General features: G+C 48.0%; 11 protein-coding genes. 4 read left to right on the forward strand and 7 right to left on the reverse strand.

The window, feature by feature from the left end:
• Positions 1–61: 61 nt before the first annotated feature.
• The 4 genes from hpf to BLU97_RS15390 form a co-directional block, all read right to left on the reverse strand.
• Positions 62–361 (reverse strand): ribosome hibernation-promoting factor, HPF/YfiA family, encoded by a 300-nt coding sequence (gene hpf, locus BLU97_RS15375; RefSeq protein WP_074762333.1) that lies wholly within the window; start codon positions 359–361, stop codon positions 62–64.
• Between the two features lie 36 nt (positions 362–397).
• Positions 398–1,279, reverse strand: a complete 882-nt coding sequence (xerA, locus tag BLU97_RS15380; protein WP_074762334.1) for a site-specific tyrosine recombinase/integron integrase — start codon at positions 1,277–1,279, stop codon at positions 398–400.
• A 76-nt stretch (positions 1,280–1,355) separates the two neighbouring features.
• Positions 1,356–1,547, reverse strand: a complete 192-nt coding sequence (gene rpsU, locus BLU97_RS15385) for a 30S ribosomal protein S21 (RefSeq protein ID WP_013065274.1) — start codon at positions 1,545–1,547, stop codon at positions 1,356–1,358.
• 190 nt (positions 1,548–1,737) lie between these two features.
• A complete protein-coding gene (locus tag BLU97_RS15390; protein ID WP_074762360.1) occupies positions 1,738–3,516 on the reverse strand; it encodes an aminopeptidase P family protein in 1,779 nt (592 codons plus the stop codon).
• A 153-nt stretch (positions 3,517–3,669) separates the two neighbouring features.
• Between BLU97_RS15390 and BLU97_RS15395 the strand changes: the two genes are divergently transcribed.
• On the forward strand, positions 3,670–4,656 hold the full coding sequence (locus tag BLU97_RS15395; protein WP_028902395.1) for a malate dehydrogenase: 987 nt from the start codon (positions 3,670–3,672) through the stop codon (positions 4,654–4,656).
• Positions 4,657–4,661: 5 nt separating this feature from the next.
• A complete protein-coding gene (locus BLU97_RS15400; protein ID WP_074762335.1) occupies positions 4,662–5,168 on the forward strand; it encodes a gamma carbonic anhydrase family protein in 507 nt (168 codons plus the stop codon).
• Here BLU97_RS15400 and BLU97_RS15405 read toward each other — a convergent pair.
• Genes BLU97_RS15405 through gltX form a run of 3 tightly spaced genes read right to left on the reverse strand, consistent with a single transcriptional unit; the run spans position 5,143 to position 9,038 of the window.
• Positions 5,143–6,261: a metallophosphoesterase gene (locus BLU97_RS15405; RefSeq protein ID WP_074762336.1), complete on the reverse strand. Its 1,119-nt coding sequence runs from the start codon at positions 6,259–6,261 to the stop codon at positions 5,143–5,145. The genes BLU97_RS15400 and BLU97_RS15405 overlap by 26 nt on opposite strands.
• A gap of 18 nt (positions 6,262–6,279) precedes the next feature.
• Positions 6,280–7,518 (reverse strand): 3-deoxy-D-manno-octulosonic acid transferase, encoded by a 1,239-nt coding sequence (locus tag BLU97_RS15410; protein ID WP_074762361.1) that lies wholly within the window; start codon positions 7,516–7,518, stop codon positions 6,280–6,282.
• A gap of 2 nt (positions 7,519–7,520) precedes the next feature.
• Entirely contained in the window at positions 7,521–9,038 is a 1,518-nt protein-coding gene (gene gltX, locus BLU97_RS15415) for a glutamate--tRNA ligase (protein ID WP_033148362.1), read from the reverse strand.
• Positions 9,039–9,124: 86 nt separating this feature from the next.
• Between gltX and BLU97_RS15420 the strand changes: the two genes are divergently transcribed.
• Together BLU97_RS15420 and BLU97_RS15425 are read left to right on the forward strand one after the other, a co-directional pair.
• Positions 9,125–11,176, forward strand: coding sequence for an HD family phosphohydrolase (locus BLU97_RS15420; RefSeq protein ID WP_074762337.1), 2,052 nt, complete (start codon positions 9,125–9,127; stop codon positions 11,174–11,176).
• 175 nt (positions 11,177–11,351) lie between these two features.
• The gene (locus BLU97_RS15425) at positions 11,352–12,836 is read left to right on the forward strand and encodes an OmpP1/FadL family transporter (RefSeq protein ID WP_074762338.1); all 1,485 of its coding nucleotides are present in this window, start codon (positions 11,352–11,354) and stop codon (positions 12,834–12,836) included.
• Position 12,837: the final 1 nt, after the last annotated feature.

Consider the following 12,837-nt stretch of genomic DNA (forward strand, 5'->3'; position numbering starts at 1 on the left):
CGGAAAACGGCTGCAAAGTTACGACTTATTTTTGAATTACCAAAACTTTTTCGAGTTTTTTTTATCTATTTCTCAATTTTTCCTTGAATTTCGTCAATTGAGCCCTCATAGAATCCACACAAAGGTCAATTCCTTCCTCAAAAGTGTCACATGTCTTGTCTACAAAGAGCGTGTTTCCTGGAACGAAAACCTCAAGACTTGCTTCCTTATTCTGAGCCGTAGCTGGCTTGACTACTTTAAGTTGCACCTCTACTTTCTGTATATCCTCAAACGATTTTTCTAACTTGGCGACCTTCTTTTCGATGAACGCCTCTAACTTCTCGGTAGCGTCGAAGTGAATCGACTTAATCTTAATCTCCATAGTTACCTCCTATTTTTAAGTTAATAATAAAAAGGTTCAGGCTCTGGGATGAGCCTCTTTGTAAATTCGCTTTAGTTGTTCAAACGTGGTGTGGGTATAAATCTCGGTTGTGCTCACACTGGCGTGACCTAACAAACTCTTGATTGTCTCCAACCCTGCACCGTTGTTCAGCATGGCAGTGGCAAAGGTGTGCCTAAGCACGTGTGGCGAACGTTTTTTCAGCGAGGTCACCATCGAAAGATACTTCTTCACGATCTGATAAACCTGACTGTCGGATATCCGTTGCCCTTTGTCACTCAGAAAAAGCGCGCCGCCGGTTTCGCCGAATTGTTCGTTGCGTGCAGACTGATACTGCTTGAGCGCCTCGGCCAGCTCTGCCCCGAAGGGCACTATGCGCTGCTTGTTTCTTTTACCCGTTACTTTCAGTTGTGCCGATTCAAAGTCTACATCCTTATCGTTCAGACTTACAAGTTCCGCACGTCGAAGACCGGCCTCATAGAATAGTAATAACATGGTACGCGCACGTACATTATTAAAAGAACTATCCCACTCTATGCCGTCTATCAGGCGGTCCATTTCTCCTTCGCGAAGGAACTGCGGCAGTGGTTTTGATTTCTTTGGACCCATCACAGCATGTGCCGGATCAGTCTTAACCAGTTGTCTCTTTAGGGCAAAGCGGTAAAAGGAACGCAATGCACTCAACTTTTTATTAATAGTCGACGCAGAGTTTCCTTTATCCATCAGACCCTCCATCCAGTCACGGATCAGATCGGTATCTACCGAACTTATAGAGAGTTCTTTATCCCTAAAAGTCACATACGACTCAAAATCCCTAAGACTTTCCTCGTATGTCTGCACTGTTAGCGGAGATGTATTCCGCTCATAGCGCAGGTAGTCCAGAAACTGGTTAATCATCATAAAATCGCAACCTTTAGTATTTGGGTACGAATTTACGGAAATTTCTCGAAACTACCAAATTTTCGGGGAACTTTTTTTATTCCTCGTTAGCGCGAAGCTGCTGAACATATACAGCGTGCTCCATCTTAAGGCGCTTCAGTACAGATGGCTTGTCAAACTGCTGACGACGACGCAGTTCCTTTACAACACCTGTCTTCTCGAACTTTCTCTTGAACTTCTTGAGAGCCTTCTCAATGTTCTCGCCTTCCTTTACTGGTACAATAATCATTTGTTTTGCTTTTAATTATTTATGTTAAACTTAATGCTTTCGGGCCCAGTGCCTCGAAAAGCGGGTGCAAAGTTACTGAATTTTTACAAATCCACCAAGTTTTTACACGATTTTTATCAAATAAAACGTAATTTCTTGCGTTTTCGTACTCTCCTGATAGTCAAAAACATATATTTTAAGAGTTCATCAACTATTTGATAGGCGCACAAGCGTTTTTAAGCCAAGCGGTCTCTTCGGCATCGAGATGAGGAGCAAGCGTATCGTAAACATGCTGGTGATATTGGTTGAGCCAAGCGATTTCTTCGTCTAACATCATCTCCTTTACAATCGGCGTGGTGTCGATGGGACAGAGGGTAAGACTCTCGAACTGCAGGAACTCTCCGAACTGGGTTTCCTTGTAAGGCGTAATCAGCAGGGTATTCTCTACGCGAACGCCGAACTTACCCTCGAGATAGATACCTGGCTCGTCGGTAATGGTCATACCAGCTACCAGTGGAGCGGGTTTCCACTCCATACGGAACTGGTGAGGACCCTCGTGTACATTCAAATAGGTGCCCACGCCATGACCTGTGCCATGCAGATAGTTCAAGCCCTCGCGCCACATGGCCTCGCGAGCCAGCACATCCAACTGGGTACCGCTAGCACCGCTGGGGAACTTACACAGCTCGATCTGGATATGACCTTTGAGTACCAAGGTGTAAACGCGTTTCTGTTCCTCAGTCAAAGGACCGAGAGCGATGGTACGGGTGATGTCGGTAGTACCATCCAGATACTGTGCACCACTATCCAACAGCAGGAAGCCTTCGGGTTTTAGTGGGATATCGGTCTCAGGTGTAGCCTCGTAATGCACAATGGCACCATGTGCCTGATAGCCAGCGATAGTATCGAAAGAGATGTCGCGATAAAGCGGTTGCTCAGCACGAAGCGAGGTGAGCTTCTGATCAATCGATATCTCTGTCTGTCCGCCAGCCTCAACGGCAGGTTTCAACCAGCACAAGAATTTTGCCATCGCGATTCCGTCTTTCAGCATCGCAGATCTAAAACCAGCAATCTCTGTAGGATTCTTGACAGTTTTCATGCGCTTGACGGGTGATTCCACCTCTACTATCTCACGGGTGACCTGTTTATAAAGCGTATAGTTAACCTCATCAGGATCGAGCAGGATGTTATACTCAAAATAATCCTTCAGACCTTTTGCCACTGCCTCGTAAGGTGCCACCCCTACCCCTTCGGCTTTAAGATAAGCCTCAACCTCGGGGGTAAGCTTCACCTTATTTATATATAAGGTAACAGCTTTAGACGAAATAAGCAGATAAGCGACAAACACGGGATTGCAATGCACATCAGTGCCTCGCAGATTCAGCGTCCAGGCAATATCATCGAGAGCCGACATCAGCATACCATCGGCATGCTTCTGGCGCAGCGCCTGACGGATACGGGCTATCTTTTCATGACAGCTCTCACCAGCATACTGCAATGGAAAAATCTCGACAACATGCTCTGGGATAACAGGGCGATCGGTCCATATCTGTGCCAAAGGATCGAGATTAGTACGCAGCGTGATGCCACCCTGCTGACGCAGATCGGCTATCAGCTCCTTCACAGCATTCACCGACGAGCACCAGCCGTCGAGTGCCACTTCGGCCCCGGCAGCACACTCCTTGCCTATCCACTCAGCGATGGTAGGCGTTCCGGGCATCTTCAGTTTCATCAGCTGGAACTCGGTGCCACGCAACTGCTCCTCGGCAGCAATAAAATAACGCGAGTCGGTCCACAAGGCTGCCGAAGTCATCGTCACCACAGCCGTACCAGCCGAGCCGTTAAAACCACTGATAAACTCGCGCCCCTTCCAATGGTCGGGCACGTATTCGCCCTGATGAGGGTCGGTACTTGGAAAGATAAACGCAGCGAGATGTTCGCGTTTCATCACCTCGCGAAGAGCTTCAATTCGTTGATTTACTGTCATCATCATCGTGTTTTGTAATTTCGAGATTACAAAGGTACAAAATAACTAGCAGAAAATCACATGATTAACACAGATTAATAATAAAAAAACGCTTTATATGAGTCTTTTTTCGTAACTTTGCAGCACTTTAAAAATAACAATAAAAAAAATACAATTATGGCTTTTTTAACTAACGAGAAATTGGTGATTGTTGGTGCCGGTGGTATGATCGGTTCTAACATGGTACAGAGTGTACTGATGCTGGGCTTGACCCCTAACATTTGTTTGTATGATATCTATGAGCCAGGTGTTCATGGTGTTTACGACGAGATGTGTCACTGCGCTTTCCCAGGTGCAAACATCTCTTATACAGTAGATCCTAAGGAGGCTTTCACTGGTGCTAAGTACATCATCTCTTCAGGTGGTGCTCCACGTAAGGAGGGTATGACCCGTGAGGACCTGCTGAAGGGTAACTGCCAGATTGCAGCCGACTTTGGTGAGAACATCAAGAAGTACTGCCCAGACGTTAAGCACGTTGTAGTTATCTTCAACCCCGCTGACGTAACAGCTCTGACAGCTCTGATTCACTCAGGTTTGAAGCCCAACCAGCTGACATCACTGGCCGCTCTCGACTCTACCCGTCTGCAGCAGCAGCTGGCTCAGGAGTTCGGCGTACAGCAGGACAAGGTTACTAACGCTTACACCTACGGTGGTCACGGTGAGCAGATGGCAGTATTCGCCAGCAAGGCTCTCATCGATGGCAAGCCTCTCTCTGAGCTTCCTCTCTCTGACGAGCGTTGGGCTGAGATCAAGCACATGACAACTCAGGGTGGTAGCAACATCATTAAGCTCCGTGGCCGTTCTTCATTCCAGAGCCCTGCATATCAGGCTGTTAAGATGATCGAGGGTGCTATGGGCGGTGAGCCTTTCAAGTGGCCTGCTGGTTGCTATGTAAACGCATTCGGTTTCAAGAACGTAATGATGGCTATGCCTACCGTTATCGACAAGGACGGTGTACACTTCACTGAGCCCGAGGGCACAGCTGAGGAGATGGCTTCACTCCAGGCTTCGTACGAGCACCTGCAGAAGATGCGCGACGAGATCATCAGCCTTGGTATCATCCCCGCTGTTGAGGATTGGAAGACTGAGAACGCTAACCTGTAATCGGTATGGCTCTTATCAAAACATATCGCGGTCTCGCTCCCAAATGGGGGCGAGACTGTTATTTTAGCGAGAACGCTACGATTGTGGGTGATGTAACAATGGGCGATGAGTGCTCCGTGTGGTTTAATGCAGTAGTACGCGGCGACGTGGCGCCTATCACCATTGGCAACTGCACCAACATTCAGGATGGCAGTTGTGTACACGTGACCCATGAGACTGGTCCTACGCATATCGGCAACTACGTCACCATTGGGCATAACGTAACCGTTCATGCCTGCACCATTCATGATAACGCCTTGATTGGTATGGGTAGCACCCTACTGGATGGTTGTGAGATAGGCGAAGGCTCGATCGTAGCTGCTGGCGCCTTGGTGCTGCAGAACACCAAGATTCCTGCTGGCGAGATATGGGGCGGCGTACCAGCCAAATACATCAAGCCAGTCCGCCCTGGTCAGACGGATAATGCCAAGCACTACGTAGAATATTCTAAATATTATTTGAACGAAGAGTAGCTACCACATACTCGCTCTGGGTTCCAATGCGGAACTTGCCACCCCAGATACCTATGCCCGATGAGACATAGAACTGGGTTTTGCCACGCTGATGACTACCCCAAGAGCATTCGTAGATACGATCCGTTATCCAAGAAATGGGCCATACCTGTCCACGATGGGTGTGGCCACTTAATTGAAAGTCGACACCTGCCGCCTCTGTCCTATCAAGATTATAGGGTTGGTGGTCGAGCACAATGGTGAATGGACTTTGAACATGGAGCTTTGAACTTTGAACTTTAACCAAATCCTTGATGGGTTTGCGACGCATGTTGGTGCGATCGTCGCTACCAATGATAACGATGCTGCTATCGATGACGGCTGCCTCATCTACCAACAAGTGGATGCCGGCATCCTTATAAAACTGCCGTGCCTCGGGCACTCCTGCATAAAACTCATGATTGCCCAAGCAGGCATAGACAGGCGCCTTGAGCCGACGAAACTCCTCGGCCATCTGCTCCTCTAACACAGGGCGCATACTGCCATCGATGATATCACCTGCTATCAGGATAAAGTCGGGATCCTCGGCATTCATCATATCCACCCAGCGAGCCAGTTCCTTTCGCGGATTATGATAGCCGATATGCAAATCGCTCGCCATCACAATCTTATATTCTTTCGCAAGTGGCTTCGCCGACTTTAAATCGATGCCTACACGTTCCTTATGATGATAATGCAGATTGCCATATACAAACACGCCCAGCATCAGCACCAAGATGCCAAGGGCAGTATATCCGTTATGGTAAAGAATGGATTTGGGTACCAGACGAACCAACCGGCCCAAGTCGAGTACCAGGAAAACCATCACCAGATAAAGCAGAACAAACAATGAGGATGTACCAATCTCGTAAGCCCAACGAGCCGTCCATAAAGGCATGCTATCAAAGGCGCGCCGGAAATTCAGGAATAGCATCACAAAACTCAGTACGCCAACAGCGATAACAAGCACTTTGAGCCAAGCCTGTACGGGCAACATCACCCAGATGTGCCATGCCAGATAGCCAATAGCCAAGAAAGGCAGTAATAGGAATAGTATCATCCACATAGTTTTCATGTTTTGCTAAAATAGTAACTACAGCGCTACAGCCGAAAGTACCTTCTGTGTAGCACCCGACTGGCCTTTTACAAAATGTCCAGCCTTCTGGCCCTGCTCCTGCAGGTAAGCGTCATCGGCAGCAAAGCGATCCATCTGTGCAGCAAAGTCTTCGTAGCTGCTAATCTCAAAGCCACCGCTGGTCTTCAATCCCTGAGCCTCCTGGAACTTCTGGTTGTTTGGTCCGAAGAATACGGGTACATCCCAAACAGCAGCCTCCAACAGGTTGTGGATACCAACACCGAAACCTCCACCGACATAAGCCACATTGCCATAGTGATAGATGCTCGACAGCAAGCCGAAGCAGTTGATGATAAGAACTTCGTAGTCATTGACCATTGACAATTGACCATTGACCATTTTCTCTGCCTCGGTGTAACGGATTACCTTGCGGCCCTCGAGCAGTTTCTCAATCTGCTTGAGATGATCCTCGCCAATCACATGAGGGGCTATAATCAGTTTCCAGTTCTTATGCTCGTTAAAGTATTTAATGAAAATCTCCTCATCGGGAGGCCACGACGAACCTGCCACAAATACCTGAGGAGCATCTTTCACAAACGACTCCACGATAGGCAGTTGCTTAGCAGCCTCTTTAATCTGCAGCACACGGTCGAAACGGGTATCGCCTACCACGGTAGTAGCGGTGATACCAATCTTGGCCAGCAGTTCCTTGCTGATCTCGTTCTGCACAAAGAAATGAGTGAAGCAATTAAGCACACGACCGTACTGACGACCGTACCACTTAAAGAACACCTGTTCAGGACGGAAGATACTCGACACACTATAGACAGGCACACCACGATGCTTCAGAATGTGCAGGTAGTTGTACCAGAACTCGTACTTGATGAAGAATGCCATCACAGGACGTACGGTACGCAGGAAACGGCGTGCGTTGGTGATGGTGTCGAGTGGAAGATAGGTGATGATATCAGCACCCTCGTAGTTCTTACGCACCTCATAACCTGAGGGCGAGAAGAATGTGAGCAGAATCTTGTATTCAGGATGATCCTTGCGCAGTTGCTCCATCAAGGGGCGTCCCTGCTCAAACTCACCCAGCGAGGCGGCATGGAACCACACGTACTTGGCATTCGGATCTACCTTTTCGCGTAGAATCTTGAATGCCTCGCGCTCACCACGCCACATTTTACGTACCTTCTCATTGAAGCGGCTATAAATAGCCACTCCAAGAAGATACAGATATATTACAAGGTTGTAAATCATTAGCCCAGTACTTCAATCGCACGTTTCATTCTGGCGATGGTCTCCTCCTTACCCAGGAAGGCAGAGATATCGAACATGCCAGGACCCTTACCCTCGCCAACGAGCGTGAGTCGCCATGCGTTCATTACATTACCCAGCTTATACTCCTTCTGCTCAACCCAAGCATGTACAATCTGCTCCTGATTTTCGAGCGAGAAGTCGTCGATACCCTCCAGCACACCAATCAGTTCGGTCATCACCTGAGCACTATCTTCCTTCCAGCGCTTCTTAGCAGTCTTCTCATCGTAGGCTGTAGGAGCCTCGAAGAAGAACGAGCAAAGTGGCCACATCTCGTGAACAAACGATACACGATCCTTCATCATCTCGGTAACCTTGAGGATGCGCTCTGAAGTCTCGTTAGGACAGTGCTCCTTCACGATAGGCTCGAAGAGAGCAGCAATCTCCTCGTTACTCTTCTTCAGGATATACTCGTGGTTGAACCAAACAGCCTTCTCGAAGGCGAACTTGGCACCAGCCTTAGAGCACTTAGAGATATCGAACAGAGGAACCAGCTCATCGAGTGAGAAGATTTCCTGCTCGGTTCCAGGATTCCATCCAAGCAGAGCCAGAAAGTTGATAACAGCCTCGGGGAAGTAGCCATCCTCACGATAACCGCGAGAAGTCTCACCACTCTTAGGATCTTTCCACAGCAGTGGGAATACAGGGAATCCCAGACGGTCGCCATCACGCTTCGACAGCTTACCCTTACCATCGGGCTTGAGCAGCAATGGCAGGTGAGCAAACTGAGGCATGGTATCCTCCCAGCCAAAGGCACGGTACAACATCACGTGCAACGGTGCAGAAGGCAACCATTCCTCACCACGGATAACGTGAGAGATCTCCATCAGGTGGTCGTCAACGATATTAGCCAGATGATAGGTAGGCAACTCGTCGGCACTCTTATAAAGTACCTTGTCATCACAGATATCACTCTTTACACGTACCTCGCCACGAATCAGGTCGTTAACCAGGATCTCCTGACCAGCCTCGACCTTGAAGCGAACCACATACTGCTTACCCTCGGCAATCAGTTTCTCAACCTCTTCCTTAGGCATAGTCAGCGAGTTGCGCATCTGACCGCGGGTATGACAATCATACTGGAAGTTCTGAATCTCAGCACGCTTAGCTTCCAACTCCTCTGGCGTATCGAAAGCAATATAAGCCTTATCGGCATCCAGCAACTGCTGAACGTATTTCTTGTAAATATCACGACGTTCGCTCTGGCGATAAGGACCCTTGTCGCCACCAAAGCTAACACCTTCATCAAACTTGATACCGAGCCACTTGAACGACTCGATGATATACTCCTCGGCACCAGGTACGAAACGGTTACTATCGGTATCCTCGATACGGAAAACCAGATCGCCACCATGCTGCTTGGCAAACAGGTAGTTATACAATGCTGTGCGCACACCACCAATGTGCAAAGCACCCGTTGGACTGGGTGCAAAACGTACTCTAACTCTTCTTTCTGACATAATCAATTAAAATTTGTGTGCAAAGTTACAAAAAAATTGAGAGTTTTTTCGTATTTTTGCACCATAATTGCATAAAATACGTAGAAATGAGTAGTTTTAACATTAAAAACGACCTAACTTGGCGTGATTTTCTCATTCGTTTGGGTCTGATCATCATAACTGTTGCCATCATCGTATGGATGATGCCACGCAGCAGTCAGCACAATTTCAAGATCGAAAAAGGCCGACCTTGGATATATACCGACCTGAAAGCGCCATTCGACTTCCCCATCTACAAGAGTGATGAAGCCGTGAAGGCCGAACGCGACAGCATCATGAAGCAATACGAGCCGTATTACATCATGAACAGCGAGATTGTGGGCAAACAAGTACGCCAGTTCTCGAAAGACTACTCAAACGGAATTCCCGGACTGCATAACGATTACATCAGCATTATCTCAAACCGTTTGCACCGTCTGTATGAGCAGGGTATCATGAGTAATTCTGAGTATGCCAAAATCAGTAAGGACACCTCTCGATTTGTGCGTATCGTCAGCGGAAAGAACGCCACCAGCTCACAAATCAGTCATGTATACTCGGTGGTATCAGCCTACGAACAACTGTTTCAGGATCAGACACTTGCCAAGCATCGCGAGGTGCTGCAGAAATGCAACCTGAATGATTATATCACACCTAACCTTACCTACGACAAGGAACGCAGCGAGGCCAGTTTGAACGACCTACAGAACAGTATTCCACTGGCCAGCGGACTGGTACAGCGAGGTGAGAAGATTATCGACCGTGGTGATATCGTCGACGGCAAGACCTACAATAAACTACTATCGTTCCAAAAGGAGATGGAGCGCCAGAATGTTGATCAGGAGAAGATTCGCCTGAACATTATGGGACAGTTGCTGTACACATCCATCCTGATTACCTGCTTTACCATCTTCCTCACCCTGTTCAGGAAAGATTACTTTGAGAAAGTACGATCTACCACCATGCTGTATGCACTCATCGTGCTGTTTACGATTATAGCCTCGGCGATGGTAGAGCACAGCGTACTGCATGTTTATATCGTACCGTTTGCAATGGTACCTATCTTTATCCGAGTGTTCATGGACTCGCGAACAGCCTTCATGGCACACGCCACGATGGTTCTCACCTGCGCCTGCTTCCTGCAGTACCCGTTGGAGTTTGTAGCCGTTGAACTGGTAGCCGGATTGGTAGCCATCTTCTCGCTGCGCGAACTGTCGAGTCGTTCACAGCTGTTCTGGACAGCCGTATCGGTAACCTTGGCAGGAATTCTTACAAACCTGGCACTCGACTGGATACGTATCAACGACATCTCAAAAATCAGCTATAGCGAGTACAACTACCTGATTATCAACGGTGTACTACTATTCTGCTCATATCCCTTACTCTATGTTATCGAGAAAGCATTCGGTTTTACATCCAACATTACGCTGATTGAGCTATCGGATATGAACAAGGCTGTACTGCGCAAGATGAGCGAGGTTGCCCCAGGCACTTTCCAGCACTCTATTCAGGTAGGTAACCTGGCTGCCGAGATTGCCAACAAGATTGGTGCCAAGAGTCAGTTGGTACGTACTGGTGCACTGTATCATGATATCGGTAAGATTGTTAATCCTATCTATTTTACCGAAAACCAGTCGGGTGTAAATCCACACGAGAAGATGAATCCGATAGACAGCGCCCAGATGATTATCAGTCATGTTACCGAGGGTACCAAACTGGCCGACAAGTACAACCTGCCCAATGTGATCAAGGAATTTATTACCACCCACCACGGACAGGGAAAAACCAAGTACTTCTACGTACAATATAAGAATGCTCACCCCAACGACGATGTCGACGACCTGCTGTTTACCTACCCTGGTCCAAATCCGTTTACTAAGGAACAGGCCATTCTGATGATGGCCGACACCGTAGAAGCTGCCTCGCGTTCGCTGCCCGACTACACTGAGAAGTCGATTCGCGAGCTGGTAAACAGACTGATTGATGCCCAGGTGGCAGAGGGATACTTTAAGGAGTGCCCCATCACCTTCCGTGATATTGCCTATGCCAAAACCGTGCTGATAGAGAAGTTAAAGACCATCTATCACACCCGTTTGAGCTATCCTGAGCTGAAAAAGTAAATCCATTTATGCACAAAACCACCCAAAAGTGTGCAAAAACCTGCACACTTTTGCACATTTGTGCAGGTTTGTGTGCAATTTTCGTTAAACAACGTTAACTTTGTGTACGCAAACATAAGATTTTAAAACATTCACTATACCTTTGCAGCCGATTTTGAAAAAAAGTGTTTAAATTATGAAAAAGATGAATGTCTTGCTGGCCAGCCTGATGCTGACAGCAGCTACAACAACAGCCACAGCAGGTGGCATCTTAACCAACACCAATCAGAGTATCGACTTTTTGCGCAATCCTGCGCGAGATGCAGCCATCGGTCTTGATGGAGTATACAGTAACCCCGCCGGTGTAGCCTTCATGCCCGAAGGTTTCTATTTAGGTATCAACTGGCAGTATGCTCACCAGACCCGTACTATCGAGTGCAACAATCCGCTGTTTGCTTTAGGCAAGAAGAACAACGGTCAGAGCACCAAGACTTTCGAGGGTATTGCCGATGCACCATTTCTCCCCTCAATCCAGGCCGCTTACAACAAGGGCAACTGGAGTTTGCAGTTTAACTTCTCAGTTCCTGGTGGTGGTGGAGCCTGTGAGTTCCAGGACGGACTGGGTTCGTTCGAGAGCGTAGTTGGTGGTATTGCCAACCAGCTGAAGCCTCTGGGCGCTACCGGTTACGATATGGATGGCTACATGCAGGGCCGTCAGTATTACTTTGGCTTCCAGCTTGGTGCAGCTTACAAGATTACAAAAGACCTGTCGGTTTATGGTGGTCTGCGTGTGCTTTACGGCACAGCTACCTACAAGGCTAAGATCAGCAACATCATGGTAAACACCGCTAATGGTTATCTGGACTTCGGTAGCTTCCTGCAGGGAGCAACAACCACCATTGATGCTGGTATCAGCAAGGTTAACGCTGGTATTGCCCAGTATCAGGCAGCAGGCGTTGACGTTCCTGCCGAGCTCACAACTCAGCTGGCCCAGTTAGAGGGCACCAAGCAGAGTCTGAACTCACTGCAGAAGTACTCACAGGGTGTAAACCTGTTGTGTAACCAGTCGAGCGTAGGTGTAGCTCCAGTTATTGGTATCGACTGGCGCGTAGGTAAGTTCAACTTCGCTGCTAAGTACGAGGCTAAGACCGAGATTCACATGAAGAACGAGTCGACCGTTAACGAGGCTAGCGAGATTCCCGCTGTTAATAAGTTCCGCGATGGCGAGAAGATTGACGAGGACTCACCTGCACAGCTGGCAGTTGGTGCTATGTGGAATATCAGCGACGACTTCCGTCTGAACGTAGGCTATCATCACTTCTTTGATAAGGACGTAAAGTGGTATAACAATACTCAGGATCTGCTGGGTGGCGGTACCAACGAGTACCTGGCTGGTGCAGAGTGGGATTTGACCAACAAGCTCACCATCAGTGGTGGTGGTCAGATTACCCGTTATCAGCTTACCGACGAGTATATGAACGATATGTCATTCGTAGTAAACAGCTACAGCTTAGGTTTCGGCTTTAACTACAAGGCTGCCGACAACATCACTCTGAAGGCTGCTTACTTCCAGACCAATTACGGTCACTACGATCGTGTTACTTCAACCGAGCCACTGATCAGCGACTCATTTACACGTACCAACCGCGTACTGGGTATTGGTTGCGAACTGAATTTTTAAG

Origin of the sequence: Xylanibacter ruminicola (genome assembly GCF_900107775.1) — a bacterium.
Taxonomy (GTDB): domain Bacteria; phylum Bacteroidota; class Bacteroidia; order Bacteroidales; family Bacteroidaceae; genus Prevotella; species Prevotella ruminicola_C.

Bases quoted from the DNA above. Each gene is read 5' to 3' on its own strand.
- BLU97_RS15400 (WP_074762335.1), top strand. From the start codon at position 4,662: ATGGCTCTTATCAAAACATATCGCGGTCTCGCTCCCAAATGGGGGCGA.
- BLU97_RS15390 (WP_074762360.1), bottom strand. From the start codon at position 3,516: ATGATGACAGTAAATCAACGAATTGAAGCTCTTCGCGAGGTGATGAAA.
- xerA (WP_074762334.1), bottom strand. From the start codon at position 1,279: ATGATGATTAACCAGTTTCTGGACTACCTGCGCTATGAGCGGAATACA.
- BLU97_RS15395 (WP_028902395.1), top strand. From the start codon at position 3,670: ATGGCTTTTTTAACTAACGAGAAATTGGTGATTGTTGGTGCCGGTGGT.
- hpf (WP_074762333.1), bottom strand. From the start codon at position 361: ATGGAGATTAAGATTAAGTCGATTCACTTCGACGCTACCGAGAAGTTA.
- rpsU (WP_013065274.1), bottom strand. From the start codon at position 1,547: ATGATTATTGTACCAGTAAAGGAAGGCGAGAACATTGAGAAGGCTCTC.
- BLU97_RS15420 (WP_074762337.1), top strand. From the start codon at position 9,125: ATGAGTAGTTTTAACATTAAAAACGACCTAACTTGGCGTGATTTTCTC.
- BLU97_RS15405 (WP_074762336.1), bottom strand. From the start codon at position 6,261: ATGAAAACTATGTGGATGATACTATTCCTATTACTGCCTTTCTTGGCT.
- gltX (WP_033148362.1), bottom strand. From the start codon at position 9,038: ATGTCAGAAAGAAGAGTTAGAGTACGTTTTGCACCCAGTCCAACGGGT.
- BLU97_RS15425 (WP_074762338.1), top strand. From the start codon at position 11,352: ATGAAAAAGATGAATGTCTTGCTGGCCAGCCTGATGCTGACAGCAGCT.